General features: G+C 66.2%; 21 protein-coding genes and 1 pseudogene. 16 read left to right on the forward strand and 6 right to left on the reverse strand.

The features are described from left to right. The 3 genes from DN412_RS10370 to DN412_RS10380 are packed head-to-tail and all read right to left on the reverse strand — an operon-like array spanning nucleotide 1 to nucleotide 2,574. Nucleotides 1-828, reverse strand: coding sequence for an alpha/beta fold hydrolase (locus DN412_RS10370; RefSeq protein WP_115014648.1), 828 nt, complete (start codon nucleotides 826-828; stop codon nucleotides 1-3). 9 nt (nucleotides 829-837) lie between these two features. Further along, nucleotides 838-1,590, reverse strand: a complete 753-nt coding sequence (locus DN412_RS10375) for a maleate cis-trans isomerase family protein (RefSeq protein WP_115014651.1) — start codon at nucleotides 1,588-1,590, stop codon at nucleotides 838-840. Nucleotides 1,591-1,611: 21 nt separating this feature from the next. After that, nucleotides 1,612-2,574: an amidohydrolase family protein gene (locus tag DN412_RS10380; RefSeq protein ID WP_115014654.1), complete on the reverse strand. Its 963-nt coding sequence runs from the start codon at nucleotides 2,572-2,574 to the stop codon at nucleotides 1,612-1,614. Nucleotides 2,575-3,002: 428 nt separating this feature from the next. Here DN412_RS10380 and DN412_RS10385 point away from each other — a divergent pair, with 428 nt between their 5' ends. The 10 genes from DN412_RS10385 (at nucleotide 3,003) to DN412_RS10430 (ending at nucleotide 13,025) form a co-directional block, all read left to right on the forward strand. After that, nucleotides 3,003-4,607: an MFS transporter gene (locus tag DN412_RS10385; RefSeq protein ID WP_115014656.1), complete on the forward strand. Its 1,605-nt coding sequence runs from the start codon at nucleotides 3,003-3,005 to the stop codon at nucleotides 4,605-4,607. A gap of 167 nt (nucleotides 4,608-4,774) precedes the next feature. Then, nucleotides 4,775-5,992 (forward strand): ABC transporter substrate-binding protein, encoded by a 1,218-nt coding sequence (locus DN412_RS10390; RefSeq protein ID WP_115014659.1) that lies wholly within the window; start codon nucleotides 4,775-4,777, stop codon nucleotides 5,990-5,992. A 7-nt stretch (nucleotides 5,993-5,999) separates the two neighbouring features. Then, nucleotides 6,000-6,797, forward strand: a complete 798-nt coding sequence (locus DN412_RS10395; protein WP_115014662.1) for an ABC transporter ATP-binding protein — start codon at nucleotides 6,000-6,002, stop codon at nucleotides 6,795-6,797. Then, on the forward strand, nucleotides 6,794-7,531 hold the full coding sequence (locus DN412_RS10400) for an ABC transporter ATP-binding protein (protein ID WP_115014665.1): 738 nt from the start codon (nucleotides 6,794-6,796) through the stop codon (nucleotides 7,529-7,531). The genes DN412_RS10395 and DN412_RS10400 overlap by 4 nt, the downstream gene beginning before the upstream one ends. A 12-nt stretch (nucleotides 7,532-7,543) precedes the next feature. Next, the gene (locus DN412_RS10405; RefSeq protein ID WP_078200312.1) at nucleotides 7,544-8,428 is read left to right on the forward strand and encodes a branched-chain amino acid ABC transporter permease; all 885 of its coding nucleotides are present in this window, start codon (nucleotides 7,544-7,546) and stop codon (nucleotides 8,426-8,428) included. Continuing rightward, complete coding sequence (locus tag DN412_RS10410) at nucleotides 8,428-9,477, forward strand: branched-chain amino acid ABC transporter permease (RefSeq protein WP_115014668.1); 1,050 nt, start codon at nucleotides 8,428-8,430, stop codon at nucleotides 9,475-9,477. The genes DN412_RS10405 and DN412_RS10410 overlap by 1 nt, the downstream gene beginning before the upstream one ends. Nucleotides 9,478-9,559: 82 nt before the next feature. Further along, nucleotides 9,560-9,865 carry a non-heme iron oxygenase ferredoxin subunit gene (locus DN412_RS10415; RefSeq protein WP_115014670.1) on the forward strand — a complete coding sequence of 102 codons (306 nt, stop codon included), beginning with the start codon at nucleotides 9,560-9,562 and terminating at the stop codon, nucleotides 9,863-9,865. 11 nt (nucleotides 9,866-9,876) lie between these two features. After that, entirely contained in the window at nucleotides 9,877-11,157 is a 1,281-nt protein-coding gene (locus DN412_RS10420; RefSeq protein ID WP_115014672.1) for an NAD(P)/FAD-dependent oxidoreductase, read from the forward strand. Nucleotides 11,158-11,169: 12 nt separating this feature from the next. After that, nucleotides 11,170-12,459: an aromatic ring-hydroxylating dioxygenase subunit alpha gene (locus DN412_RS10425; RefSeq protein ID WP_115014674.1), complete on the forward strand. Its 1,290-nt coding sequence runs from the start codon at nucleotides 11,170-11,172 to the stop codon at nucleotides 12,457-12,459. A 50-nt stretch (nucleotides 12,460-12,509) separates the two neighbouring features. Next, on the forward strand, nucleotides 12,510-13,025 hold the full coding sequence (locus DN412_RS10430; RefSeq protein WP_208647591.1) for an aromatic-ring-hydroxylating dioxygenase subunit beta: 516 nt from the start codon (nucleotides 12,510-12,512) through the stop codon (nucleotides 13,023-13,025). 46 nt (nucleotides 13,026-13,071) lie between these two features. Here DN412_RS10430 and DN412_RS10435 read toward each other — a convergent pair whose 3' ends face one another. Beyond that, the gene (locus DN412_RS10435) at nucleotides 13,072-13,602 is read right to left on the reverse strand and encodes a MarR family winged helix-turn-helix transcriptional regulator (protein ID WP_078201454.1); all 531 of its coding nucleotides are present in this window, start codon (nucleotides 13,600-13,602) and stop codon (nucleotides 13,072-13,074) included. Nucleotides 13,603-13,799: 197 nt separating this feature from the next. Here DN412_RS10435 and DN412_RS10440 point away from each other — a divergent pair, with 197 nt between their 5' ends. Both DN412_RS10440 and DN412_RS10445 read left to right on the forward strand, forming a co-directional pair. Then, on the forward strand, nucleotides 13,800-17,258 hold the full coding sequence (locus tag DN412_RS10440) for an adenylate/guanylate cyclase domain-containing protein (protein ID WP_115014679.1): 3,459 nt from the start codon (nucleotides 13,800-13,802) through the stop codon (nucleotides 17,256-17,258). After that, nucleotides 17,255-17,902, forward strand: coding sequence for an HD domain-containing protein (locus DN412_RS10445; protein ID WP_115014683.1), 648 nt, complete (start codon nucleotides 17,255-17,257; stop codon nucleotides 17,900-17,902). Before DN412_RS10440 ends, DN412_RS10445 begins: the two co-directional genes overlap by 4 nt. Here the strand turns inward: DN412_RS10445 and DN412_RS10450 are convergent. Continuing rightward, on the reverse strand, nucleotides 17,883-18,914 hold the full coding sequence (locus DN412_RS10450) for a patatin-like phospholipase family protein (protein ID WP_115014686.1): 1,032 nt from the start codon (nucleotides 18,912-18,914) through the stop codon (nucleotides 17,883-17,885). The genes DN412_RS10445 and DN412_RS10450 overlap by 20 nt on opposite strands. Nucleotides 18,915-19,141: 227 nt before the next feature. Here DN412_RS10450 and DN412_RS10455 point away from each other — a divergent pair, with 227 nt between their 5' ends. Beyond that, complete coding sequence (locus tag DN412_RS10455) at nucleotides 19,142-20,590, forward strand: sensor domain-containing diguanylate cyclase (RefSeq protein WP_244222617.1); 1,449 nt, start codon at nucleotides 19,142-19,144, stop codon at nucleotides 20,588-20,590. A gap of 86 nt (nucleotides 20,591-20,676) precedes the next feature. Here DN412_RS10455 and DN412_RS10460 read toward each other — a convergent pair whose 3' ends face one another. Then, entirely contained in the window at nucleotides 20,677-21,387 is a 711-nt protein-coding gene (locus tag DN412_RS10460; RefSeq protein WP_115014691.1) for a GntR family transcriptional regulator, read from the reverse strand. Between the two features lie 175 nt (nucleotides 21,388-21,562). Between DN412_RS10460 and DN412_RS10465 the strand changes: the two are divergent. The 3 genes and pseudogenes from DN412_RS10465 to DN412_RS10475 all read left to right on the forward strand — a co-directional run bounded on the left by DN412_RS10465 (nucleotide 21,563) and on the right by DN412_RS10475 (nucleotide 25,651). Next, a pseudogene (locus tag DN412_RS10465) lies at nucleotides 21,563-23,234 on the forward strand (GMC family oxidoreductase). 49 nt (nucleotides 23,235-23,283) lie between these two features. Continuing rightward, nucleotides 23,284-24,195 carry a TauD/TfdA dioxygenase family protein gene (locus DN412_RS10470; protein ID WP_115014694.1) on the forward strand — a complete coding sequence of 304 codons (912 nt, stop codon included), beginning with the start codon at nucleotides 23,284-23,286 and terminating at the stop codon, nucleotides 24,193-24,195. Between the two features lie 34 nt (nucleotides 24,196-24,229). Next, nucleotides 24,230-25,651: an aldehyde dehydrogenase family protein gene (locus tag DN412_RS10475; RefSeq protein WP_115014698.1), complete on the forward strand. Its 1,422-nt coding sequence runs from the start codon at nucleotides 24,230-24,232 to the stop codon at nucleotides 25,649-25,651. Nucleotides 25,652-25,723 lie beyond the last annotated feature (72 nt).

The raw sequence follows: 25,723 nt of genomic DNA on the forward strand, positions 1-25,723 counted from the left end.
TCATTGCGCCAGCGGCGCGCCGAGGAAATCCCCCAGCGCCGCGTAAAAGCCCGCCTCGTCGTCCCACGGGATCATGTGGCCGGCGTTGGCCACGTGGCTGACCAGCACGCCGGGCAGCAGCGTGCGGATCTCGGCGATGTCCTCGGGACGCACCACATCGCCGCGCCCCGCTGTCATCAGCAGCGTTGGCACCTTGACCCGGGGCATGTCCGCATGGATGTCGTCGCGATGGAAGTCCTCGAAGCTGCGCACGATAGCGTCTTCATTGCAGGTGTGCAGCCATTCCGCGCGCAAGCACAGTTGCTCGTCGGTCCAGGTCGGGCAGAAGCGGCGCATGCCCTCTGCGTCGGTGCCGTCCCGGGACAGCCGGATCGAATCCACATACCAGGGCAGCTGTGCGGGATACGAGCGGCGCCCAGGGCCAGAAACCGGAGGATCGACCATCACCAGCCGCGCGAGGCCATCCGGCTGCGCCGCGGCGGCGCGCACGCCGATGCGTCCGCCCATGGAATGGCCGACCACGCTGTAGCGGCGCAGGCCCAACGCTTGCGCAAAAGCCACCACGTCGCGGGCCTGCGCGTCGAGGCCATAGTCCAGCTCCGGCTCCGCCGACGACAGCCCGCGGCCGCGCACATCGAGAATGTAGGTATCGAAACGCGTGCCCAGGCGCTCGCCGACAAAGCCCCAGGTGATCGCCGGGCTGGTGATGCCCGGCACGATCACCACGGCATCGCGCGCGGCGCGCTCGCCCTCGTTGCCGCCGTAGCGCAGGTAGTGCTGGCGGATGCCGTTGGCGCGGACATGGCCCCCGTACAGGAAAGTACTCATGCGTGCTCCTCAGTAGGCGCCGGACAGCAGCGCGCCCGCGCCCGGCACGACTGGCTCAAGGTCCAGCGCCTTGAGCATGGCGTAGGTGGTGGCAATCGCGGCGGTGAGGACCGGCTTGCCGGTCATCGCCTCGACTTTCGCAACGGCGGGGAGCGACGGCATCTGCACGCAGGCGGACAGCACGATGACATCGACGTCCTTGGTGTCCATCTGCGCGACGATGCCGGGCAGGCGCGCCGGATCGTGGCGCCCGACCTCCAGGTTGTCCGGGATCTCCAGCGCACGGTAGTCCACCACCTCGTAGCCTTCGTTGCGGATGTAGTCCACCACCAGTTCCGTCAGCGGCTTCATGTAGGGCGCGACCACGGCAATGCGCCTGGCACCCATCACCTTGAGCGCATCCACCAACGCACCGGCACTGGTGATGACCGGGGCATCGCCGCCGTTCTCGGTGGTATGCGCCTTCAGGCGCTGCTCAGACTGACGGTGGTAGCCATGGCCCATTGCCATGATCGCGACCAGGCAGGCATAGCCGAGCACGTCGACGCGGGCATCGCTGAGTTCCACCGCGCAGCGGTCGGATTCTGCGTCCATCGCGGCCAGTTCTTCCTTGACCACCTTCTTCATTCGCATGCGGCTGGAGTGAAAGGTGAAGCGTTCCGGGCGAATCTGCTGGCGCGCCATCAGCATGGCGGGGATTTCGGTTTCCATCGTCGTGTTCGAGCTCGGGACGATCTGGCCGATGCGAAAGACTTTTTGCATGAGGATCCTTGGGTTATGCGGTTATAGCTTGAGCAGGCGTTGCGCATTGCCGTGGCAGACCAGCGCGCGCGTGGTGTCGTCGAGCGGGGCGTCTTCGATGAACTTTGCCGCGACCTCGGTGGATTCATAGGGGTAGTCCACCGAGAACATCACCGCCTCGGGACCCAGTTCGGCTATGGCGCCAGCCAGCGCGCCGTGCGAGCACACGCCCGACGTGGTGATGACGATATTGGTGCCGATGTATTCGGAGGGCGCGCGCTCCAGCCGGATCCCGTGCGAGTAAACCGCAAAGCGGCTGTCGAAGCGCCAGCGCTGGTACGGCAGGCCCTCGCCCATATGGCCGAGGATGATCTTCAGGCGCGGGAAGCGGTCGAACACGCCGCCGAACAGCAGCCGCAGTGCGTGCGATGCGGTTTCCACGCCCCACCCCCATGCCGCGCCGGTCAGTTCGGGATGGCCGGCCAACGCTTGCGGCTGCACATAGGCGTCGGTCGGATGCAGGTACATGGGCACGTCCAGCGCCTGCATGCGGTCCCAGAAGGCGTCGTACGCGGGATCGTCGTAGTAGCGGCCATGCGTATGGCCGTTCACCAGCGAACCCTTGAAGCCAAGCTCCAGCACGGCCCGCTCCAGCTCGCGCGCCGCCTGCTCCGGGTCGTGCATCGGCAGCGCGGCAAAGCCGGCGAAGCGCGTCGGGTGACGTGCGACCTGCGCCGCCAGGAAGTCATTGCTCTCGCGCGCCCGCGCCACCGCCAGGCCGGTATCGGCCTCGCCCTGCACGCCCGGCCCGGTTTGCGACAGCACCGTGATGTCGATGCCGAACCGGTCCATCTCCGCCAGCCGATCCTTGTCGAAGTCGGCAAGGCGACGGCCCAGCTCGGCGAACTCCGCCGGGTCGATATGCTGCGTAAACCCTTTGGAATAGGCCTGGAATCCGGGCGTCATGAAATGCTCTTCCAGGGCGATCTTCTTCACTGTGGTCATGCTGGTGGGGGCTCCTGATAAGGGGAATCGGCTCGCGCCATGGCGGTCATGCATGGCGTCGCCGCGGGGCACTGCGCAATTGCTCAGTACACTGATTAGTTTCGGATTCTAGTCATCGGATTTTCAAAAGTCCAGACGTCGCGCGAAGGGTTAACACCTATAACGATGGCCCTAGGCGCTCAGTACACTGATCGCAGATGCTCAGTATGCTGACAATATGAAATAACCACTTAAATCGCGCATTGCGGCCGCTATCGGGTGGCCCGCATTTTGCTCAGCATACTGCGTTTCTCATCAGCATACTGACTGATGCACCGGCAAGATGCAGCGCCGCACAGCACGGGGTCATCGCAGTCCCCCGGCAAGCGGCGCAGGCACCGCCGCAAAGCACACGACAAAGACAACTGCCTCACCAAAGGACCCCCGCCATGACGATCAGCCTGACCCGCGACGAGACGCGCGCCCCAGCCTCCGGCATGACTGCCGAAGAGCGCAAGGTCATCCTTGCCTCATCCTTCGGCGCGTTGATGGAGTGGTATGACTTTTACATCTATGCCGCGCTGGCCGTGTACTTCGGCGCACTGTTCTTCCCCCCCGGCAATGAGAGTGCCGCCTTCCTCGCCAGCCTAGCCACCTTCGGCGCCGGCTTCCTGATCCGCCCGGTGGGCGCGCTGCTGTTCGGCCGCCTGGGCGACCTGATCGGCCGCAAGTACACCTTCCTGGTCACCATCCTGCTGATGGGCGTGGCCACCGTGGGCGTGGGCGTGCTGCCGACGTACCAGCAGATCGGCATCACCGCCACGGTGCTGCTGGTGCTGCTGCGCCTGCTGCAGGGACTGGCCCTGGGCGGGGAGGTTGGCGGCGCGGTCACGTACGTGGCCGAGCATTCGCCGGTACACAAGCGCGGCCTGTACACCAGCTCGCTGCAGACCACCGCAACGCTGGGGCTGCTCTCCTCGCTGTTCGTGGTGTACCTGCTGAAGACCTTCCTGACCGAGACGGAATTCCGCGCCTGGGGATGGCGCATCCCGTTCATCGTGTCGCTGGTCATGCTGGTGATCTCGGTCTACATCCGCGGCAAGCTGCATGAGTCGCCGGTGTTCGCGCGCATGAAGGCCAGCAATGCCACCTCCAAGGCCCCGATCCGCGACAGCTTCACCAAATGGGAGAACCTGAAGTCGGTGCTGCTGCTGTTCGTGGTGGCGGCGGGGCTGGGAGCGATCTTCGGCACCGGGCACTTCTATTCGATGTTCTTCGTCAACAAGACGCTGCACGTGCCGATCGAAACCGTCCATATGCTGATCGCGATCGCGCTGGTGGTGGCCACGCCGTGCTATTTGTTCTTCGGCTGGCTGTCGGACCGCATCGGCCGCAAGTACATCATGATGGCCGCCTGCCTGCTGGCAGCGGTGTGCATCCAGCCGGTATTCAAGGGCCTGACCCACTACGCCAACCCGGCGCTGGAGCAGTTCCAGCAGCAAGGGGCGGTCCAGGTTACCGCTGGTGACTGTAAGGCGCGCCTGTTCGGCGAGCCGGTGTCCGCCTGCGACAAGATCCGCGGCTACCTGACCGACCTGGGCGTGGGCTACAGCTTCGTGCCCTCCGGCAATCCGGCCCAGGCGGAGCTCCGTATCGGCGACCACACGCTGCAAGGCTTTGACCGCAATGCGATCAAGGGCGCCCTGGTGGCAGCCGGCTGGCCGGAGCGCGCCGACCCTGCAAAGATGAACACACCGATGGTGTTCGTGCTGCTGCTGGTGCCGATCCTGTTCCTGGCCATGGTGTATGGGCCGATGGCCGCGTTCATGGTGGAGCTGTTCCCGGCCAGGGTCCGCTACACCTCCTTGTCGCTGCCCTTCCACCTTGGCGCCGGCTGGGTCGGCGGCATGCTGTCCTTCGTGGTCACGGCGATGAACGTGTCCAGCGGCGACGTCTACTTTGGCCTGTGGTATCCGGTGGTGATCGCGGGCCTGGCCTTCATCATCGGCATGGTGTTCGTGCCCGAGACGCGCGGCCGCGACCTGGCCACCTGAACCCGCCGCCCGGCGCACCTGCAGGGCGGAGACATCCGCCCTTTTCTCCGACACATACTCAGCATACTGATCTTCTACCGGATGCAGGCGCAGCGATGGCGCCCGCGTCCGGCGAATGCAGCCATCGCCATTTTCCATTTTCTTCGCGCAGACAACCTGGAGTCCCCATGTCCACCTCTCGCATTCTCCGCACCCTTGCCGCCTCGTCCGCCTTGCTGGGCCTGGCCTCGGCCACGCCTGCCCTGGCTGATGCCAGCGGCGTCAAGATCGGCGTCATCACCGATATGTCCGGCTCCTATGCCGACCTCTCCGGCAAAGGCTCGGTCGTGGCCGCGCAGATGGCGGTGGAGGAGTTCGGCGGCAAGGCGCTGGGCAAGCCGGTCACGGTGCTGTCCGCCGATCACCAGAACAAGGCGGATATCGCCTCGTCGCTGGCGCGCCGCTGGTTCGATACCGATGGCGTCGACATGGTGATCGACTTCCCCAACTCGTCGACCGCGCTGGCCGTGCAGGAAGTGGCGCGGCAGAAGCAGAAGATCGACATCGTTTCCACCGGCGGCGCCATGGCGCTGACCAACCAGAACTGTTCGCCGACCGGCTTCCATTGGTCCTGGGATACCTACTCGGTGTCCTATCCGCTGGTGCGGCGCATGATCGACCAGGGCCGCAACAGCTGGTACTACATCACCGTGGACTATGCCTTCGGCCAGTCGCTGGAAGCCGACTTCCGCAAGGCGGTCGATGCCAGCGGCGGCAAGAACGTGGGCAGCACCCGGCATCCGCTCAATGCCAGCGACTTCAGCAGCCCCGTGGTCGCTGCGTCGGCCTCCAAGGCCAAGGTGGTGGTGTTGGCCAACGCCGGCAACGACATGATCAACGGCGTCAAGGCAGCCGGCGAGTTCGGCCTGATCAAGGCCGGCCAGACCGTGATCACACCGTCCACCTTCATCACCGACATCAAGAGCCTGGGCCTGAACACCGCACAGGGCCTGACCTATGTGGATCCGTTCAGGCTCGACCTCGACGCGAAGTCGAAGGACTTCGTCGAGCGCTACTACAAGCGCCAGAAGACCTACCCCACGCATGGGCAGATCGGTGTCTATTCCGGCGTGCTGCACTACCTGAAGGCCGTGGAGGCTGCCAAGACGGTCGATGGCCCCGCCGTGGCGGAGAAGATGCGCGCGCTGCCGGTCAACGACGCCTTCGTGCACAACGGGAAGGTCCGCGCCGATGGCCGCATGGTGCATGACATGTACCTGGCGCAGGCCAAGACGCCGGCTGAATCCAAGGGGCCCTGGGACCTGGTCAAGTACATCGGCACCATTCCCGGCGACGAGGCGTTCCGCCCCCTGTCCGCCAGCGAGTGCCCGCTGGTCAGGAAGTGAGCGCGCCATGCCAGACCAAGACGTGATCCTGCGCACGCAAGGGCTGACCAAGGCGTTCAAGGGCTTTACCGCCGTCAGCGATGTCAGCCTGTCGGTGCGGCGAGGCTCCATCCATGCCCTGATCGGCCCGAACGGCGCCGGCAAGACTACCTGCTTCAACCTGCTGACCAAGTTCCACGCGCCGTCGTCCGGCTCGATCCACTTCAACGGCACCGATATCACCGCGCTGCGGCCGGCCGAGATTGCCCGCATGGGCGTGATCCGTTCGTTCCAGATCTCAGCGGTGTTCCCGCAACTGACGGTGCTGGAGAACGTGCGCATCGCGCTGCAGCGCAAGCTGGGGACGGCCTGGCATTTCTGGCGCGGCAAGCGCTCGCTGTCGCGGCTGGATGCGCGCGCGATGGAGCTGCTCGATGCCGTTGGCCTGGCCAGCTTCGCGCACCTGGGCACGGCTGAGCTGGCCTATGGCCGCAAGCGCGCGCTGGAGCTTGCCACCACGCTTGCGACCGACCCGGAACTGATGCTGCTGGACGAGCCCACGCAGGGCATGGGCCATGAGGACGTCGAAACCGTGACCGCGCTGATCAAGCGCGTGTCGGCGGGCCGGACCGTGCTGATGGTGGAACACAACATGGGCGTGGTGTCCTCGATCGTGGATCGCATTACCGTGCTGCAGCGCGGCGCGATCCTGGCCGAAGGCAGCTACGACGAGATATCGCGCAACCCGCAGGTGAAGGAAGCATATATGGGTACGACAGATGACGAACAAGCGCTGCCGGTGCAGGCGGCTACGGAGGCGGCATGACGGCAACCGCCATCCCTGCCCTGGCATTGCGCGGGCTGCATGCCTGGTACGGTGAATCGCACATCCTGCATGGCGTGGACCTGACGGTCCAACCCGGCGAAGTGGTGACCCTGCTGGGCCGCAATGGCGCGGGGCGCACCACCACGCTGCGTGCCATCATGGGCCTGGTCGGCGCGCGCAAGGGCTCGGTGCGCGTGCACGGGCAGGAGACCATCGGCATGAAGACGCACCGCATTGCGCCGCTGGGCCTGGGCTACTGCCCGGAAGAGCGCGCGATCTTTGCCAGCCTGTCATGCGAGGAGAACCTGATGCTGCCGCCGTCCTTCGCATCGGCGCCGGGCGCCACCGGACTGCGCGCGCCCATGTCCGTCGCCGAGATCTACGAGATGTTCCCCAACCTGCATGAGCGGCGCAAGAGCCAGGGCACGCGCATGTCGGGCGGCGAGCAGCAGATGCTGGCGGTGGCGCGCATCCTGCGCACCGGTGCCAGTGTGCTGTTGCTCGATGAAATCTCGGAGGGCCTGGCGCCGGTGATCGTGCAGAAGCTGGCAAAGATGATCGCCACGCTGCGCCGCCGCGGCTACACCATCGTCATGGTGGAACAGAACTTCCGCTTCGCCGCGCCGCTGGCCGACCGCTTCTTTGTCATGGAGCATGGCCGCATCGTGGAAGCGTTCGCCGCCGCGGAGCTGGAACGGAAGATGCCCACGCTCAATGCCTTGCTGGGCGTGTAAGGAGATATTGGTATGGAAATGTTTGGAGTGCCCCTGCCTGCGCTGCTGAGTCAGTTGCTGCTGGGGCTGGTCAACGGATCGTTCTACGCGATCCTGAGCCTGGGGCTGGCCGTGATCTTCGGCCTGCTCAACGTGATCAACTTCGCACATGGCGCGCTGTTCATGCTGGGCGCGGTACTGGCATGGATGGGACTGAACTACCTTGGGCTGAATTACTGGCTGATGCTGCTGCTGGCACCGCTGGTGGCAGGCGCGCTTGGCGTGGTGCTCGAGCGCACCATGCTGCGCCACCTGTATCGCTTCGACCACCTGTACGGGCTGCTGCTGACGCTGGGCCTCTGCCTGCTGATTGAGGGCGCGCTGCGTTCCTTCTATGGGGTCTCGGGCCTGCCCTACCCCACCCCGGAAGCCCTGACCGGTGTCAGCAACCTGGGCTTCATGGTGCTGCCCAACTACCGGGCCTGGGTCGTGGTGGCTTCGCTGACGGTGTGCTTCGCCACCTGGTTCGTGATCGAGAAGACCCGGCTTGGCGCTTACCTGCGCGCCGGCACCGAAAATCCACGCATCGTCGAAGCCTTCGGCGTGAATGTGCCACTGCTGGTGACGCTGACCTACGCCTTCGGCGTGGGGCTGGCAGCACTCGCAGGCGTGCTGGCCGCGCCGGTCATGCAGGTCTCGCCGCTGATGGGGCAGAACCTGATCATCACGGTGTTCGCGGTGGTCGTGATCGGCGGCATGGGATCGATTCTCGGCTCGATCTTCACCGGGCTGGGGCTGGGTGTCTTCGAGGGCATCACCAAAGTCTATTACCCCGAAGCCTCGGCAACCGTCGTCTTTGTCGCCATGGTGTGCGTGCTGCTGGTGCGCCCGGCTGGCCTGTTTGGAAAGGAGAAGTGATGGCAAATCCCAACCGCGCAACGCTCGCGTACGGGCTGCTGCTGGCAGTGCTGCTGCTCGCGCCCTGGCTGGGCGCCTACCCGGTGCTAGTGATGAAGCTGCTGTGCTTCGCGCTCTTTGCCTGCGCCTTCAACCTGCTGCTCGGCTACACCGGGTTGGTGTCGTTCGGTCACGCCGCGTTCTTTGGCGGCGCTGCCTATGCCTGCGGCTATGCGATCAAGTCGCTGCAGCTGACCCCGGAGCTTGGCCTGCTGGCCGGCACGGCGTTCGGTGCCCTGCTGGGACTGGTGTTCGGCGCCCTGGCGATCCGGCGCCAGGGCATCTACTTCGCCATGATCACGCTGGCGCTGGCACAGATGTTCTACTTCTTCTGCCTGCAGGCGCCGGTGACCGGCGGCGAAGACGGCATGCAGGCGGTGCCGCGCGGCAGCCTGTTCGGCGTGTTGCCGCTGGCGTCGGACCACACCATGTACTACGTCGTGCTGGCGATCACTGCCGCGGCATTCCTGGGGATCATGCGCATCGTCAATTCGCCGTTCGGGCAGATACTGCGCGCGATCAAGGAGAACGAACCCCGCGCGGTGTCGCTGGGCTATGACGCCGACCGCTTCAAGCTGCTGGCGTTCGTGCTGTCGTCGGCGCTGGCAGGACTTGCGGGCGCGCTCAAGACCCTGGTGCTGGGCTTCGCCACGCTGACCGATGTGCACTGGATGATGTCCGGCTCCGTGATCCTGATAACGCTGGTGGGCGGCATGGGCACGCTGTCGGGCCCGCTCGTGGGCGCGCTGGTCGTCGTCGCGCTGGAAAACAAGCTGGGGGACCTCGGCAGCGCGCTGGCGTCGATGACGGGCATCGGCTGGTTCGATGCGCTGGGCGAGTCGGTCAGCATGGTGACCGGGCTGATCTTCGTGGTCTGCGTGCTGACCTTTCGCCGCGGCATCATGGGCGAGATCCTGGCACGCTGGCAGGCGCGGCCGCACACGGCCCCCGCAGCGTCCCCGGCCACGGTGCCGGCCAGCCCCGGCACCCCTAGCACCGGTCAGGGTTAACCAGAATACTTCGCACCCAAAACATCAGTACACTGATCTTATATATTCAGCATACTGACAAATTAGATTCACGGAGATTGCCATGGCATGGATTGAAATCGATGCGGCGAACACACTGCAGAACGACGAAGTAATGCCGCTGACGCTGGGCGACCGCCAGCTCGCCGTCTATCGCAGCGAGGACGAGTACTTTGTCACCGACAACGTCTGCACGCACCAGTACGCCTTGCTGTCCGACGGCTACCTCGAAGACGGCTGCATCGAGTGCCCCTTGCACCAGGCGCGCTTCGACATCCGCTCCGGCAAGGCGATGTGCGCGCCCGCCACCAGCGACATCCGCACCTACCCGGTCAAGTTCGAAGACAGCCGGGTCTGGGTCGAGCTTTGATGGAACCGGTCATGTCACAGCACACGTCCATCCTGATCGTCGGCGCGGGCCAGGCCGGCGCCATGGCCGCCGCCGCGCTGCGCAAGCTGGGCCACGGCGGGCGCATCGTCATGGCCGGCGGCGAGCGGCATGCGCCGTATGAACGCCCCCCGCTGTCCAAGTCGGTGCTGGCGGACAGTGCGCAGGACGGCAGCATCGGCGTGCATCCCGCCAGCTTTTATGCGGAGCACGAGATCGAACTGCGGCTTGGCACCCCGGTCACCGCGCTGGACCCCGCGCAGCGCGTAGCCCATTGCGCCGACGGGGACGCCATCCGCTACGACGCCTGCCTGCTCGCCACCGGCGGAAATGCGCGTGCGCTTCCCGTGCTGCCGCCGGGCACGCAGCACGTGCACTACCTGCGCACGCTCGACGACGCCGCGCGCCTGCGCAGCGCCATGCAGATTGCGGGCGAGGTGGTGGTGATCGGCGGCGGCTTCCTCGGCCTGGAGACAGCTTCCACCGCGGCCGCACTGGGCCTGCGGGTCACGCTGATCGAAAGCGCGGACCGCCTGCTCGGCCGCGCCCTGCCCCCGGAACTCAGCGACTGGCTGGCACAGCGCGCCCGCGCACAGGGCGTAGCGCTGCGGCTGGGGTGCGGCATTGCCGCCTGCGAGGCGCAGGCCGGCGGCGTGCACCTGGGCCTGGCCGATGGCACGGCGCTACACGCACCGCTGGTGGTGGTCGCGATCGGCCTGGCGCCCGAAGTCACGCTTGGCGCCGCGGCCGGGCTGGCGCTGCACCCGGTCAACGGCGGCATCCGGGTCGATGAGCAGGGCCGAACCAGCGTACCCGGCATCTACGCGGCGGGCGATTGCTGCAGCCAGTACCAGCCGCTGTTCGGCGCCGAGGTACGGCTGGAATCGTGGCAATGCGCCAACGAGCAGGCGCGCATTGCCGCGGCGGCAATGCTGGGCCTGGCGACGGAGCCCGCGGCCACGCCGTGGTTCTGGACCGACCAGTTCGGCTGCAATGTGCAGATGCTGGGGACGGCCCAGGACGGCACCCGCTACGCCTGGCGCGGCATCGCCGCCAGCGATGCGCCCGCGCCCAGGTTCATGCTCCTCGGTACCCGGCAAGGCCGCCTGAGCCACGCCATTGCCGTCAACGCCGGCGGCGACCTGCGCCAGTTGCGCGCGCTGTTCGGGCAGGCCATCGAAAGCGTGCTGCCCCGCCTGTGCGACGACGCCCTGCCGCTGCGGCAACTCGTGCGCGATATCCAGGCCCAGGCAGCCAGCCCCATCACACTCTGAAAGGAATTTCACATGTACCAGACACAAGCGGTGATCCAGCACACGCTGGGCAAGAAGAACCCGGGACTGGACGACTGCCGCTGGCCCGAAGACGCCCTGCATTACATCCCGGACTGGGTCTACACCAGCCAGGCCGTCCATGACCTGGAACTGCAGAAGATCTTTCGCGGACGCTCGTGGAACTATGTCGCGCTCGAGGCGGAGATTCCGAACGCCGGGGACTACAAGCGCTCCTTTGTCGGCGCGACGCCCGTGGTCGTGTCACGTGCCGAGGACGGCTCGGTCAACGTCTTCGAGAACCGCTGCGCCCACCGCGGTGCTGAGTTCTGCCGCCACAGCCAGGGCAACGCCAAGGAGTTCGTCTGCCCGTACCACCAGTGGTCCTATGACCTCAAGGGCAACCTGCAGGGCGTTCCGTTCAAGCGCGGCGTCAACCGTGCCGGGGGCATGCCCAAGGACTTCCGCAATGAAGACCACGGGCTGGTCAAGCTGCATGTGGCAACGCGCAACGGTGTGATCTTCGCCTCGTACGCAGCGGACATGGAAAGCCTGGAAGACTACATGACGCCGGAGATCCTCAAGGACTTCGACGTGGTCTTCAACGGCAAGCCGCTCAAGGTGCTTGGCTATTACAAGAACGAGCTGCCGTGCAACTGGAAGATGTACCACGAGAACCTGAAGGACCCCTACCACGCCACGCTGCTGCACTCCTTCCTGGTGGTGTTCGGGCTGCTGGTGGCGGGCAACGAATCCGCGATGATCGCCGACCCCGTGCACGGCCGCCACGGCACCATGGCCTCGGCCAAGAAAGAAGACAAGTACGCGGCGGTGAGCGACGAGAACAAGAAGGAGATGCGCTCCTACCATGAAGGCATGCGCCTCGAAGATGAGCGCTTCCTGGAATACATCAAGGAGTTCGACTCGCCGTGGTCGGTGACAATGCAGACGATCTGGCCGAACCTGATCGTGCAGCGCGAGATGAACACGCTAGGCGTGCGCCAGATCGTGCCGAACGGCCCCGACAGCATGCTGATGCTGTGGACCATGTTTGGCTACGAGGACGATACCGAGGAGATGACCCAGCACCGCCTGCGCCAGGGCAACCTGATGGGCCCTGCGGGCTTCCTGGGGCTGGAGGACAACGAGGCGATGAAGTTCGTGCAGGAAGGCGTGCGCCGCTCCAGCAGCGACCTGAACGTGATCAAGCTGGACCCGACGCAGGTCGGCACCTCCAGTTCACTGATCTCCGAATCCGCCATCCGCGCGATGTACCAGTACTACCGCGGCGTGATGGGATTCTGAACGGCTGCCAAAGGGATGACAAGAATGGGAATGCCAAGAACATGAAACCGATGAACTATTCTCTCTATCGCCCGAGCACGCTCGGCACCGCGCGCGCCATCGAACTGCGCCTGGAGATCGACGCCTTCCATGCGGATTACTGCGCCGTGCTCGACGCCGGGCTGGTCGAGCAATGGCCCGGCTTCTTCACCGAGGATGCGCTCTATCGCATCACCGCGCGTGAAAACGCCGAGCTCAACCTGCCGGTGGGCCTGGTGTACGCCGTAGGCATCGGCATGATGCGCGACCGCGCCGCGGCGATCGCCAATACGCAGATGTTCGCGCCACGCTACAACCTGCACCTGGTCACCAACACACGCGTCAGCGACGAAACCGCCGACGGCGATATCGTGGCGCAAGCCAACTTCATGCTGCTGCAAACACTGGTGGAAGGGCCCACCACGATCCACCTGGCCGGCACCTACCACGACCGCTTCCGCCGCCAGGGCGGCAGGCTGCTGTTGCGCGAGCGGCAGGTGGTGTACGACACCACCATTATCGCCAACGACCTGGTCTACCCGGTCTGAGCCACGCCATCCGGGGCACGGCGGGCCTAGCGCCCGCCGTCGTCTTTCACACGCTGCGCAGGATGGTGCGGCTGTATTGGTTATTGGCCTCCACCAGCGTCGCCAGCAATTCCATGAACACTTCACGCTGCGCGGGCTTCAGTGGCGCCAGCATGCGCTCTTGCGCGCGTGCCATGTCGGCGCGCAGCGCCATGACCACGCTCTTGCCTTCCCGTGTCAGGTGGACATGGCGCGTACGCCGGTCGGCGGGGTTCTCCCTGCGCTCGACCAGGCCGCGGTCTTCCAGGCGGCGCACTACATCCATGGTCGTGGTCCGATCCAGCCCGACTTCCTGCCCCAGCGATGTCTGATCCAGGCCGGGCAGCACCGACAGCACCGTCAGGATGGCGTACTGCACCGGGGTGATGTTGGGCGACTGGCACTCCTCGAAGAACATCGCGACGTGGATCTGGTGAAGCCGCCGCACGAGAAACCCCGGGCGTGCCCACAGCAGCTCCTTTGCCGGGTCCGGATCCGACATCGCCGCCGTCACACCGTCACCGTCACTTGCCGCGTTACGCCTGGTTCTCGTTGCCATCGCCATCACCATTTTGTATGTATGCTGAAAGTATATACGACGCATGGTGACGCCTGAGTTATTGGCTTGTCCGCCCCGGCAATTGAGTCGCTGGTGCCGCGCTGGCGATGGGGTTCGGGTCACCGCCTTGCCATCCCCGCCGATCCCAACTCTAATAGTCTTGAGTGCCGTCCAGGCAATGGCGGCCAGGAGACAAAATGCGCTGCACCCGTTGCGGTTTCTCAAACCTTGCGGGAGCCAACTTCTGTGAAGAATGCGGGACGCGGCTAGCCCGCGTTTGCCCGCGGTGTGGAGAAGAAGCCACCGCGGCGGCGAAGTTCTGCCGCGCCTGCGGCTTTGCGCTGGTCGACGCACCTGCCAGCGTAGCTGCTGCGCCCGCCGCCCCGGCCCCGGTCCATTACACCCCGCCCCACCTGGTCGGACGCATCCTGGCCGAGCAGGCGGCGATGGAAGCCCGGGGCGAGACCGCGGGCGAGCGCAAGACCATTACCGCGCTGTTTGCCGACATGGCGGGTTCCACCGCGCTGACCCAGGACCTGGATCCGGAGGACGCACGCCGGCTGATCGACCCCGTGGTGGCGCTGATGATGGAGGCCGTCCACCACTACGAGGGCTATGTGGCCAAGTTCCTCGGCGACGGCATCCTGGCGCTGTTCGGCGCGCCGATTGCCCATGAGGACCACGCCTTGCGCGCGCTCTACGCGGCGCTGCGCATGCAGGATGCGATGCACCGGCACAGCGACCGCGTGCGCCTGGAGCAAGGCATTCCGCTGCAGATCCGCATCGGCGTCCATACCGGCGAGGTGGTGGTGCGCTCGATCCGCAAGGACGACCTGCACACCGACTACGACCCGGTCGGGCATACCATCCATATCGCCTCGCGCATGGAGGGCATTGCCACGCCGGCGTCGATCCTGGTGAGCGAATCGACCCACAAGCTGACCGAGGGCTATTTCGAATTCACAGCGCTGGGGACCACGCACGTCAAGGGCGTGCGCGATCCGCTCGCGGTATATGAAGTGGTTGGCCTGGGCGCCTTGCGCACGCGCCTGCAGGTGGCGGCGCACCGAGGCCTGGCCAGGTTTGTCGGGCGCCAGGACGAGCTGTCGCACCTGAACGCGGCGCTGGAGCAGGCCAAGGCGGGACACGGGTGCATCGTTGCGGTAGTTGGCGAGGCCGGGGTCGGCAAGTCCCGGCTGTTCCATGAATTCAAGGTCAGGTCGCAGCAAGGCTGCCTGGCGCTGGAGACCTTCTCGGTCTCGCACGGCAAAGCTTTTGCCTACCTGCCGCTGATCGAGATGCTGAAGAACTACTTCCAGATCACGGCGCAAGACAGTGACCGCAGTTGCCGCGAGAAAGTGACCGGCAGGCTGCTGACGCTGGACCGTTCGCTGGAAGAGCACCTGCCTTACCTGCTCTACCTGCTCGGCGCGGTCGAGCCCGACTCGCCGCTGCCGACCATGGACCCGGCCATCCGGCGCCAGCGCACCTTCGACGCCATTGCGCAGTTGCTGGTCCGGGAAAGCCTCAACCAGCCGCTGGAAGTCATCTTTGAAGACCTGCAATGGCTGGACGGCGAAACCGAGGCCTTTCTCAACATGCTGGTTGACCATGTGCCGGCCGCGCGCATCCTGCTGCTGGTGAACTACCGCCCGGAGTACAGCCATCGCTGGCATGCCGGCGGGCATTACTCCCAGTTGCAGCTGCAGCCGCTGGGGCAAGCCGAGGCCCAGGAACTGCTGACCGCGCTGCTCGGCGACGACCCCAGCCTGGTGCCGCTGAAACGGCTGGTCCTCGACAAGACCGAAGGCAACCCCTTCTTCATGGAGGAAGTGGTCCAGACCCTGGCCGAGGAAGGCACGCTGCTGGGCCAGCCCGGCCGCTACCGGATCGAGAAGGCGCCGGCGCTGCTGCATATCCCCACCACCGTGCAAGGCGTGCTGGCCGCACGTATCGACCGGCTGCCGCTGGCCCAGAAGGAGCTGTTGCAGACGCTGGCCGTGATTGGCAAGGAGTTTCCGCTGAGCCTGGTCCTGCGCGTCACCGGCCTGCCGCAAGACGAGCTGCGCCCGCTGCTGGCCGACCTGCAGGCGGCCGATTTCGTCTACGAGCGCCCGGCCTTCCCGGAAGTCGAGTACGCCTTCAAGCACGGGCTGACCCAGGAGGTGGCCGGCAGCTCAATGCTGACCGAGCGCCGCAGCGCCTTGCATGAAAGCTCCGCCCAGGCCATCGAGGCGCTCTTCCACGGCCGGCTCAAGGACTATTGCAGCGAACTGGCGCACCACTACAGCCTCAGCGGCAACATCGAGAAGGCGATCGAGTACCTGCACTGCGCCGGCCAGCAGGCGCTGCAGCGCTCCGCGCAGGAGGAAGCCATCCGGCACCTGAGTGCCGCCATCGAACTGCTCAAGCGGCAGCCCGACAGCACCGAACGCGCGCGCCTGGAATTAACGTTGCTGCTGACGCTCGGGCCCGCGCTGTTTGCCGCCCGGGGCCAGGCATCGCCCGAAGTGGAGGCCAATTACCGGCGCGCGATGGCCTTGTGCGAGCAAGGCCGGCAGACGCCCTATGTATTCTCGGCGCAGCTGGGGCTGTGGGCGTTCTATCAGCTGCGCGCGCAGTACCAGGTCTCGCTGCCGCTGGCCAAGCGCCTGCTTGCGCTGGCGATGGAATCGCAGAAGCCCAAGCAGCTGGCCGAGGGCCATCGCGCGGTGGGCGCCACGTTGTTCCGCCTTGGCGAGCTTGACGCCGCGCGCGAGCATATGGAGGCGGTGCTCGCCATGCCGCACCCCGAACCTTCGGCGTACGACTTCCTGACGGGCTACGGACGCGACCCGGCCGTCCATGCCACCGGTACGCTGGGGTGGATCATGTGGTACCTGGGCTTTTCCGACCAGGCACTCGCGCGCAGCCAGGAGGCGCTGGTGCTGGCCCGCGCGCGCCCGGATGCGTACAACCTGGCGCTGTGCCTGGTGTTTGCGGCGGAACAGCATCGGTGGCGACAAGACGCCCGGATGACAAGAGAGTATGCGGAGGCCGCCATTGCCATATCACGCGAACAGGGTTTCCCGATCTACCTGGCCTGGGGAACCGTCCTCCAGGGCTGGGCGCTGTCCGAACAGGGCAATCACCAGGAAGGCATTGGGCTGATGCGCCAGGGCGTGGCCGCCTACGAGGCAACCGGTGGGGAACTGGGCATGCCGAACCTGCTGATCATGCTGGCCGAGGGCTGCGGCAAGGCTGGCCAGCCCGCCGCCGCGCTGGACGTGCTCAGCCGGGCGCAAACCATGGTGGAAGAGACCGGAGAGCGGCTCGATGAAGCGGCCGTGTATCGCCTGCGCGGCGACATGCTGCTCCGCTTGTCGGCGCAAGGCGCCAGCTCTGCCGCCGACATCGATGAAGCCGAAGCTTGCTTCCAGCGGGCCCTCGCGGTCGCCCGCGCCCAGGGCGCAAAGCCACTGGAACTGCAAGCCGCCATCAGCCTGGCCCGGCTGTGGCAACAACAAGGCAAGAGCGAGGCGGCGCATGAAGCGCTGGCGCGCGTCCACGGCAGCTTCAGCGAGGGCACCGATACCGCCGACTGGCTGCAGGCACAGGCGCTGCTTGCGGAGCTGGCCAACCACGGTGCCTATGACCCGGGACCCGCGCGCGCATGACGGCAACCCCAGGCGCCCCTCTGCAGGACCGCTTTGTCGCACTCTGGACGATTGTGGGCGGCACGCGCGCAGCAGACGTTTATGCCGACCTGGCCCGCTGCTACGGCGAGCCGACGCGGCATTACCACACCCTGGACCACGTGCGCCGCTGCCTGCATGATCTGGACTGGGCCCGCAGTGCGATACCGGATGCCGCCGACGTGGAACTGGCGCTCTGGTGCCACGATGTCGTCTACGTGGCCGGCGCCACCGACAACGAGCAATGCAGCGCCGCGTGGCTGCGGCGCTGGTCGAATGGCACGATCGCCGCCGCCGAGCGCGTTGCCGGGCTGATCCTGGAAACCACGCACGCCGACGTGCCGGCAAGCCTGGCCGGGCGCTTCACCGCCGATATCGACCTCGCCGCACTGGGGTGCAGCCGCGCGCGCTTCCAGCAAAACGGCGTCCACCTGCGCGCTGAGCGCACCGACCTCGACGACGCCGCCTATGACGCCGCCGAACGCCTCTTCCTGGGCAGGCTGCTGGCCAGCCCCCGCATCTACTTCACCGACCTGTTCCAGTCGCGCTTCGAGGCGCAGGCGCGCGCCAACCTTGCCTGGCGGCTGGCACAACCGGGTCCGGACACTAGAGGAACTCGGCGCTGATATCGATGCTGGAGCGCTGGCCGACATTGTCGTAGTTCCGCGCCAGCCACGTGGCCGCCGCTTCCCGGCCCTTGTCGCGCAGCGAGCACAGGAATTCCCAGTCGGCGTTGTACTTGGTGGAGACCCCCAGCGCGGCCATGGTCTCGTCCGAACGGATCGAGTGGATCCACATCTCCTTCATCTCGTTGCCGTCGACCTTGCCCTGCTGGATCAGCGAGGTGACGAAGGCGATGGCGCGCATCTCCCGCATCAGCGACGAGTTGAAGCTGACCTCGTTGACCCGGTTCAGGATCTCCGCGGCCGTGGTCGGCACCCCGTGGCGTACGATCGGGTTGATGTGGACGATCACGACATCGCGCGTCTGGCAGTGATAGATCAGCGGATAGATCGCCGGGTTGCCGACATAGCCGCCGTCCCAGTAATGCTGGCCGTCGATGCAGACCGCCTGGAACAGCGTCGGCACGCAGGCCGAGGCCAGCACAGCGTCTATGCTCAGTTCTTCCGGCGGGAAAATGCGTATGCGGCTCGTCTCGATATTGGTCGCGCACAGGTACAGCTGGATCGGGCAATGCTCTCGCAGCGCGGCAAAGTCCACATGGCTGCCGAGCACGTCGCGCAGCGGGTTGAGGTTACTGGGATTGAACTGGTACGGCGACAAGAGCCGCAGCGTAATGTCGGCCATCGTGTACAGCGGGGAATGGTTCAGGCCCAGCGTATGGCTGCCCTTGAACCACGGCAGCCAGCGAAACGGGTTGAAGCGCTGCGCCGAGTGCGCAATCGCCAGCCAGAAGTCATGCAGGGCCTGGCGCGCGCCGTCGCTGCCGCCCTGCATGAGGCCATAGGCCAGCACGGTGCCGTTCATGGCGCCGGCGCTGGTGGCGCTGACACCCTCGATCACCAGACGGCCGTCTTCCAGCAACCGGTCGAGCACGCCCCAGGTAAAGGCGCCATGCATGCCGCCGCCCTGCAGGGCCAGCGCCACGGGCTTGGATTGTGCAGGCTCTGGCTGCATAGATTCTTCCCTTCAGCGGCGGTGACCCGCCATGCTCAAGTGTAGGGAAGAACCATGCATACAGCGTAGGGCCACGCGATCGGTGTGACACACACCGCCAGGCACTACAATGGCCGCATAAAAGCAGACCGGCTCCTTACGTGCGCCACATACATCACTTACCGGCTCGCCAAGCCGTCTACCGTCCGGCCTCACTGATCGTGGCCGCCAGCCTTGTCCTGGTCTTCATGATTGCAGCCCTTGGCGCATTCGCCCTGGTACAGATGCGCCGGGATGCCATGAACAATGCCGGCGAGGCAGCGGCCAACCTGGCGCTGACCCTGGAACGCAGCATCTCGCGCAACCTGCAGATCCATGAACTGGCGATTGGCGGCTTGGTGGAAGCCATGCACGACCCCGCACTGCTGGCGCAGCCGCCGGCACTGCGCCAGCGCTTGCTGTTCGACCGCTCGATCAACGCCGAAGACATGGGCTCGCTGCTGGTCACCGACGCCAACGGCACGCTGGTGTTCGACTCGCACCAGTGGCCGCCGCGTCCGGTCAATGTCTCCGACCGCGACTACTTCCAGGCCCACCTCGGCGCCGATCACGGCGGCGTGTTCCTGAGCCGGCCGTTCCAGCCGCGCCTGACCCCCGAGAACCAATCCATCGGCATCAGCCGGCGGCTCTCCGCACCGGACGGCAGTTTTGCCGGCGTCGTGGTCGGCACGCTGCGCCTGCAGTACTTCCGCAAGCTGTTCGATGGCGTCAGCCTCGGCGCGGGCGGCACGCTGACGCTGCTGCGCACCGACGGCACCATCATCATGCGCCGCCCCTATGAAGCCGAATCGATCGGGCGCGACATCTCCGCCAGCCCGTCATTTGCGCCGTTGCTGGAAAGCACGCAAGGCACGTTTATCAGCTTCGCGGCCGTTGACGGCGTACAGCGGCTCTACAGCTTCCGGCGCGTGCCGGGCTTCCCGCTGCTAGTCGTGGTAGGACGTGCCACCCACGACGTGCTGGCAACCTGGTACAAGCGCGCCTGGGTGTTCGGCACGCTGATCTTCGCCCTGGACGCCGCCATCATCGCGCTCTCGGTGCTGCTGTCGCGCCAGTGGCGGCGCCGGGTCGAGATGGAAGAGCACCTGCGCTGGATGGTCAACACCGATGGCCTGACCGGGCTCGGCAGCCGGCGCGCGCTGGACGACGCCGCCGACGTTGAGTGGCGGCGCGGGCGGCGGCACGGGCAGCCGTTGTCGCTGCTGATGCTCGACGTCGACCACTTCAAGGAATTCAATGACCGCTACGGCCACCAGGCCGGTGACGATGCGCTGGCCGCGGTGGGAGCCTGCATCCAGGGGCACATACGGCGTCCCGGCGATTACGCAGGACGCTATGGCGGCGAGGAGTTCGCCATCCTGCTGCCCCACACCAACGCAGCCGGCGCGGCCGCCAGGGCGGAGACCATCCGCGCCGCCGTCCAGGCCTTGCAGATTCCGAACTCGGCGGGCGCCGACGGGCTGCTGACGGTCAGCATCGGCGTGGTAACCGATGCCAACAGCGCTGGCAACGAGAAGGATTTCGCTGAGCTGCGCGCCTTTCTCCGTGCCGGCGACGAAGCGCTCTATCTGGCCAAGCGCTCCGGGCGCAATTGCGTGGCAACCTTCGGCACCACGGCGGCGGCGATGGCGTCCTGACCTGCAGCAGCTCCCACGCCGGTTCCTTTCCTTCCGGCTGTGGCAATGCTTGCGCCTCCGTCAGACTGAACAGATCAGCGCCCGCACTATCGCGTCAGCGTCCACTTGTAGGCGTAGCGGTCAGAACGGAACAGCAGTTCGCCGCAAAACAGCGGTGTGTTCTCGATGTCATACGGCGTGCTGCGCAGGCGGAACAGCGGTTCGCCCACGGCGATACCGAGCCGGCGTGCCACGTCCGCGGGCGCGGCAACGGCAGTGGCTTCCATCGCCACCTCCTTGAACCGGTATCCGAGGCGGCTTTCGAACAACGACATTGCGTCGTTGGTTTCCAGGTCTTCCTGCACCAGCCGGCGCATCAGCGGCTCGGGGCCCATCAGGTTGAAATGGGCCACGGGGGCGTCGTCCCAGTAGCGCACCGTGGCAACGCTCAGCACCTTCTCGCCAGGCTGCAACTGCAGCGCCGCCGCCACAAAGGCCGGCGCGCGCATCATCCGTACCGAGACCAGCTTGCCGTAGGCAAGCTGGCCACGGGCGCGGCCGGTTTCATAGAAGCCGGTCAGCGCGCCAAGGCTGGGCATGTCCGACGGACGCGTCACGAAACTGCCCTTGCCGTTGACCTTCTCGATCAGTCCGGCGTTGTGCAGCCCGGACAGGGCCTGGCGCACGGTGATCCGGCTGACCGCGAACTCCGTCATCAGCTCCGACTCGGAAGGCAGCTTGGCGCCGGGCGCCAATGCGTTGCTGGCGATCCGCTGGCGAATCTCGTTTTCGATCTCTTTGAACCTGGGCAGCGCCACGTCTGTTCCGCCTTGGGCGGCTCCGAATGCTGGATGGGGCGGATTATACCTATCATGACAGGTAGTCACGCAAACCTATTGACCTGTTATAACAGGTAATGGCAGTATCCATCGTCAGCGGCTGCCCGCGCCCGCGTAAAAACACCGGCGGATCGTCATTCAGGAGACTCAGAAATTGAATACCAAGGCATCACAAGGCGCCGCCAGCGCGGCGGCTGAATTCGACTACATCGTGATCGGCGCCGGGTCGGCTGGCTGCGCCGTGGCGGGGCGCCTGGCGGAAGACCCGAACGCAACGGTGGCACTGCTGGAGGCCGGGCCGCATGACCATCACTTTTCGATCTGGGCGCCAGTCGGGCTTGCAGCGGTGGTCCCCAAGGCCGGCCCGCGCAACTACGCCTACTACACCGAACCGCAACCGGGCCTGAACGGGCGCCGCTCCTACCAGCCGCGCGGGCGCGGCCTGGGCGGCAGTTCGTCGATCAATGGCATGGTCTATATCCGCGGCCACCGGCGCGACTACGACGACTGGGCTGCGCTGGGTTGCCGCGGCTGGGGCTTCGACGACGTCCTGCCCTATTTCCGCCGCAGCGAGCGCAATCCTCGCCTGGCTGGCCAGGAACATCCGCTGCATGGCAGCGACGGCCCGCTGCACGTAAGCGACCTGCGCTCGCCAAACCCGTTCGCGCAGCGCTTTGTCCAGGCCGCGATCCAGGCCGGCCTGCCGCCGAATGACGATTTCAATGGCCACAGCCAGGAAGGCGTGGGCCTGTTCCAGGTGACCCAGTACAACGGCGAGCGGTGGAACGCGGCACGGGCCTACCTGCATGGCGGCAATGCGGCGGACACGGCACTGAACGGCGGCCGCCACGGGCTGGCGGTGCTGACCGATACGCAGGCGCTGCGGATCCTGTTCGAGGGCAAGCGCGCAATCGGCGTGGAAGTCGTGCGCGGCGGCACCATGCAGGTGCTGCGCGCCCGGCGCGAGATCGTGGTCAGCGGGGGCGCCTTCAACTCGCCGCAGCTGCTGCTGGCCTCCGGCATCGGCTGCCGCGCAACTGCGCAGCCTCGGCATCGGCGTGGTCCATGACCTCCCGGGCGTGGGCGAGAACCTGCAGGACCATCTCGACATCATCGTCAACAAGCAGTTGCAGACGCCCGAACTGTTCGGCAAGACCGCCCGCGGCATGCTGCGGCTGGCGCGCGAGGTCATGCGCTACCGGCGCACGCGCACCGGCATGGTGTCGTCCAATGTCGCCGAGGCCGGCGCCTTCCTGTGCACCCGCCCCGAGCTGGAGATCTCCGACGTGCAGCTGCATTTTGCTGTCGCGCTGCTTGGCAACCGCAACCTGGGCAATCTCGGTCATGGCTACTCATGCCACGCCTGCGTGCTGCGCCCGAAGAGCCGCGGCCATGTCCGCCTGCGCAGCGCCGACATGCGCAAAACGCCGTTGATCGACCCGCGCTTCCTGTCGGCCGAAGAGGACATGGCGGGCATGGTCGAAGGCGTGCGCGCGATTCGCCGCATCTTCGCCCAGCCGGCGCTGGCGCAGTATGGCGGGCGCGAGGTCCTGACCGATGCTTTCGGCCCCGACAGCAGCAATGAAGCCGCCATCCGCGACTTCGTGCGTGACCATGCGGACACGGTCTACCACCCGGTCGGCACCTGCAAGATGGGCGTCGACGAGATGGCGGTAGTCGATCCGGAACTGCGCGGGCGTGGCGTGGAAGGCCTGCGCGTCGCTGACGCATCGATCATGCCGACGCTGATCGGCGGCAACACCAACGCCCCCGCCATCATGATCGGCGAAAAGGCCGCTGACCTGATCAAGGCCTCGCACCACTGAGCCGGACGCTCACCCTGCATTGGCAACCACAACACCGAGGAGACACCCCATGCAAGCCACTGCCGCAGTCACCATCAGCCCGCAAGCCTACCGCGCGCTGGACAATGAAGCCTTTCCCTTCGCCGTGCGCCGCTGCACGCCGACGATCGGCGCCGACGTCGAAGGCATCGATTTCCGCGAGCCGCTGGACGATGACACCTACCTGTCGCTGCGCCGCGCGCTGCTGAAGTACAAGGTGCTGTTCTTCCGCAAGCAAGCCATCACGCCGGCCCAGCATGTGGCCGTGGCGCGCCGCTTCGGCGAGCTGGAAGTCCACCCGATGTTCACCAACCATCCGGAGCACCCGGAACTGGTGGTGTTCGGCCGCGACGGCAAGACACGCGGTCGCGAGAACCTGTACCACTCCGATGTGTCCTGGCGTGAGATCCCGTCGATGGGATCGATGCTGCGCTGCGTGGAATGCCCGGAGGTTGGCGGCGACACCATCTGGATCAACATGGCCGCCGCCCACGAGAACCTGCCTAAAGACATGAAGGCCCGAATCGCCAACCTGAAGGCCGTGCATGACGCGATGCCGACCTTCGGCTCCGCGCTGAGCGACGAGAAGTACGCGGAGATGCGCGCCGCGTATCCGCCGATGGTGCATCCGGTGGTGCGCACCCACCCGGAAACCGGCGAGAAGATCCTGTTCATCAACGAAGCCTTCACCACGCATTTAGCCAACTTCGTCAAGGAACAGCCGTATCGCTTCGGTTCCGACTACCGGCCCGCGGAGCTGGACTTGCTGCAGTACCTGTATCGCCAGGCGGCCGCGCCGGAGTACCAGGTGCGCCTGCGCTGGCAACCGGACACGATCGCGCTCTGGGACAACCGCTCCACGCAGCACTATGCGGTGCAGGATTACTTCCCGGCCGTGCGCCACATGAACCGCGCCACCATTATCGGCTGCCGTCCGGTCTGAACTGGCACCCCAACCGAACACCGGGGATAACGACATGAACATCGTCGACAAGTTCTATATCAACGGCAAGTGGGTGCCGCCCGCAGCGGGCGCGACCCAGGCCGACATCATCGACCCCGTCACCGAACGGGTCGCAGGCAAGCTCGCCATGGGCACGGTAGCGGACGTGGACCAGGCCGTGGCCGCCGCGCGCGCGGCCTTCCCGGCCTGGTCGGTGTCCACGCGTGAAACGCGTATCGCGCTGCTCGAACGCATCATCGCCGCCTACCAGGCGCGCATGGGCGACCTGGCGCAGGCGGTGCGCCAGGAGATCGGCGCACCGATCACGCTGGCCACCAACCTGCAGGCCGCCATCGGCCTGGCGCAACTGCAGGCAACCCTGCAGGCGCTGCGCGACTTCGCGTTCGAAACCGCGCGCGGCAAGAGCTACATCCTGCGCGAGGCCATCGGCGTGGCGGTGCTGATCACGCCGTGGAACTGGCCGCTGAACCAGATCGCCGCCAAGGTGGCGCCGGCGCTGGCGGCGGGCTGCTCGGTGGTGCTCAAGCCGTCGGAGATCGCGCCGCTGGACGCGCAGATCTTCGCCGAAATCATGGATGCGGCCGACACGCCGCCGGGCGTCTTCAACATGATCTATGGCGAAGGCCGCGTGGTGGGCGCCGCGCTGTCTTCGCATCGCGACGTCGAAATGGTGTCGATCACCGGCTCGACCCGCGCCGGCGTGGAAGTGGCCATCAGCGCCGCGCCCACGGTCAAGCGCGTGGCGCAGGAACTGGGCGGGAAGTCGCCGATGATCATCCTGGACGATGCCGACTTGCAGGCGGCGGTGACCAGCGGCGTGGCGCAGTGCATGGTCAATTCCGGCCAGACCTGCATCGCGCCCACGCGCATCCTGGTGCCGCGCTCGCGCTACGAGCAGGCCGTGCAGATCGCGGCGGCCGTGGCCAATGCGGTAAAGGTCGGCGACCCGTCCGATCCTGAAACCAAGATGGGCCCGATCTCCAACCGCGGTCAGTACGACAAGGTGCAGCGCCTGATCGGCGTGGGCATCGAGGAAGGCGCGCGCGTGGCTGCCGGCGGCCCGGGCCGCCCCGACGGGCTCGAACGCGGCTTCTATGCGCGCCCGACCATCTTTGCCGACGTGCGCAACGACATGGCCATCGCGCGCGAGGAGATTTTCGGGCCGGTGCTGTGCCTGCTGCCGTACGACACCGAGGATGAAGCCGTGGCCATCGCCAACGACACCGAGTTCGGCCTGGCCGCCTACATCGCCTCGTCCAACCCGGAACGCACGCGCAAGCTGGCCGCGCGGCTGCGCGCCGGCAGCGTGCGCATCAACGGGGCGATGATGGACATCACGGCGCCGTTCGGTGGCTACAAGACCTCCGGCAACGGCCGCGAATACGGCCCGGAAGGCATTGCCGAGTTCATGGAAACCAAGACCGTAACGGGCTGAGACTGCACCCGCTCTGGCGCTTCGGCGCTCCGGCACCAGACCGCCCGGGCGTGCAGCGCAACGCTGCCGCCC

Origin of the sequence: Cupriavidus lacunae (assembly GCF_003353055.1) — a bacterium.
Classification (GTDB): Bacteria; Pseudomonadota; Gammaproteobacteria; order Burkholderiales; family Burkholderiaceae; genus Cupriavidus; species Cupriavidus lacunae.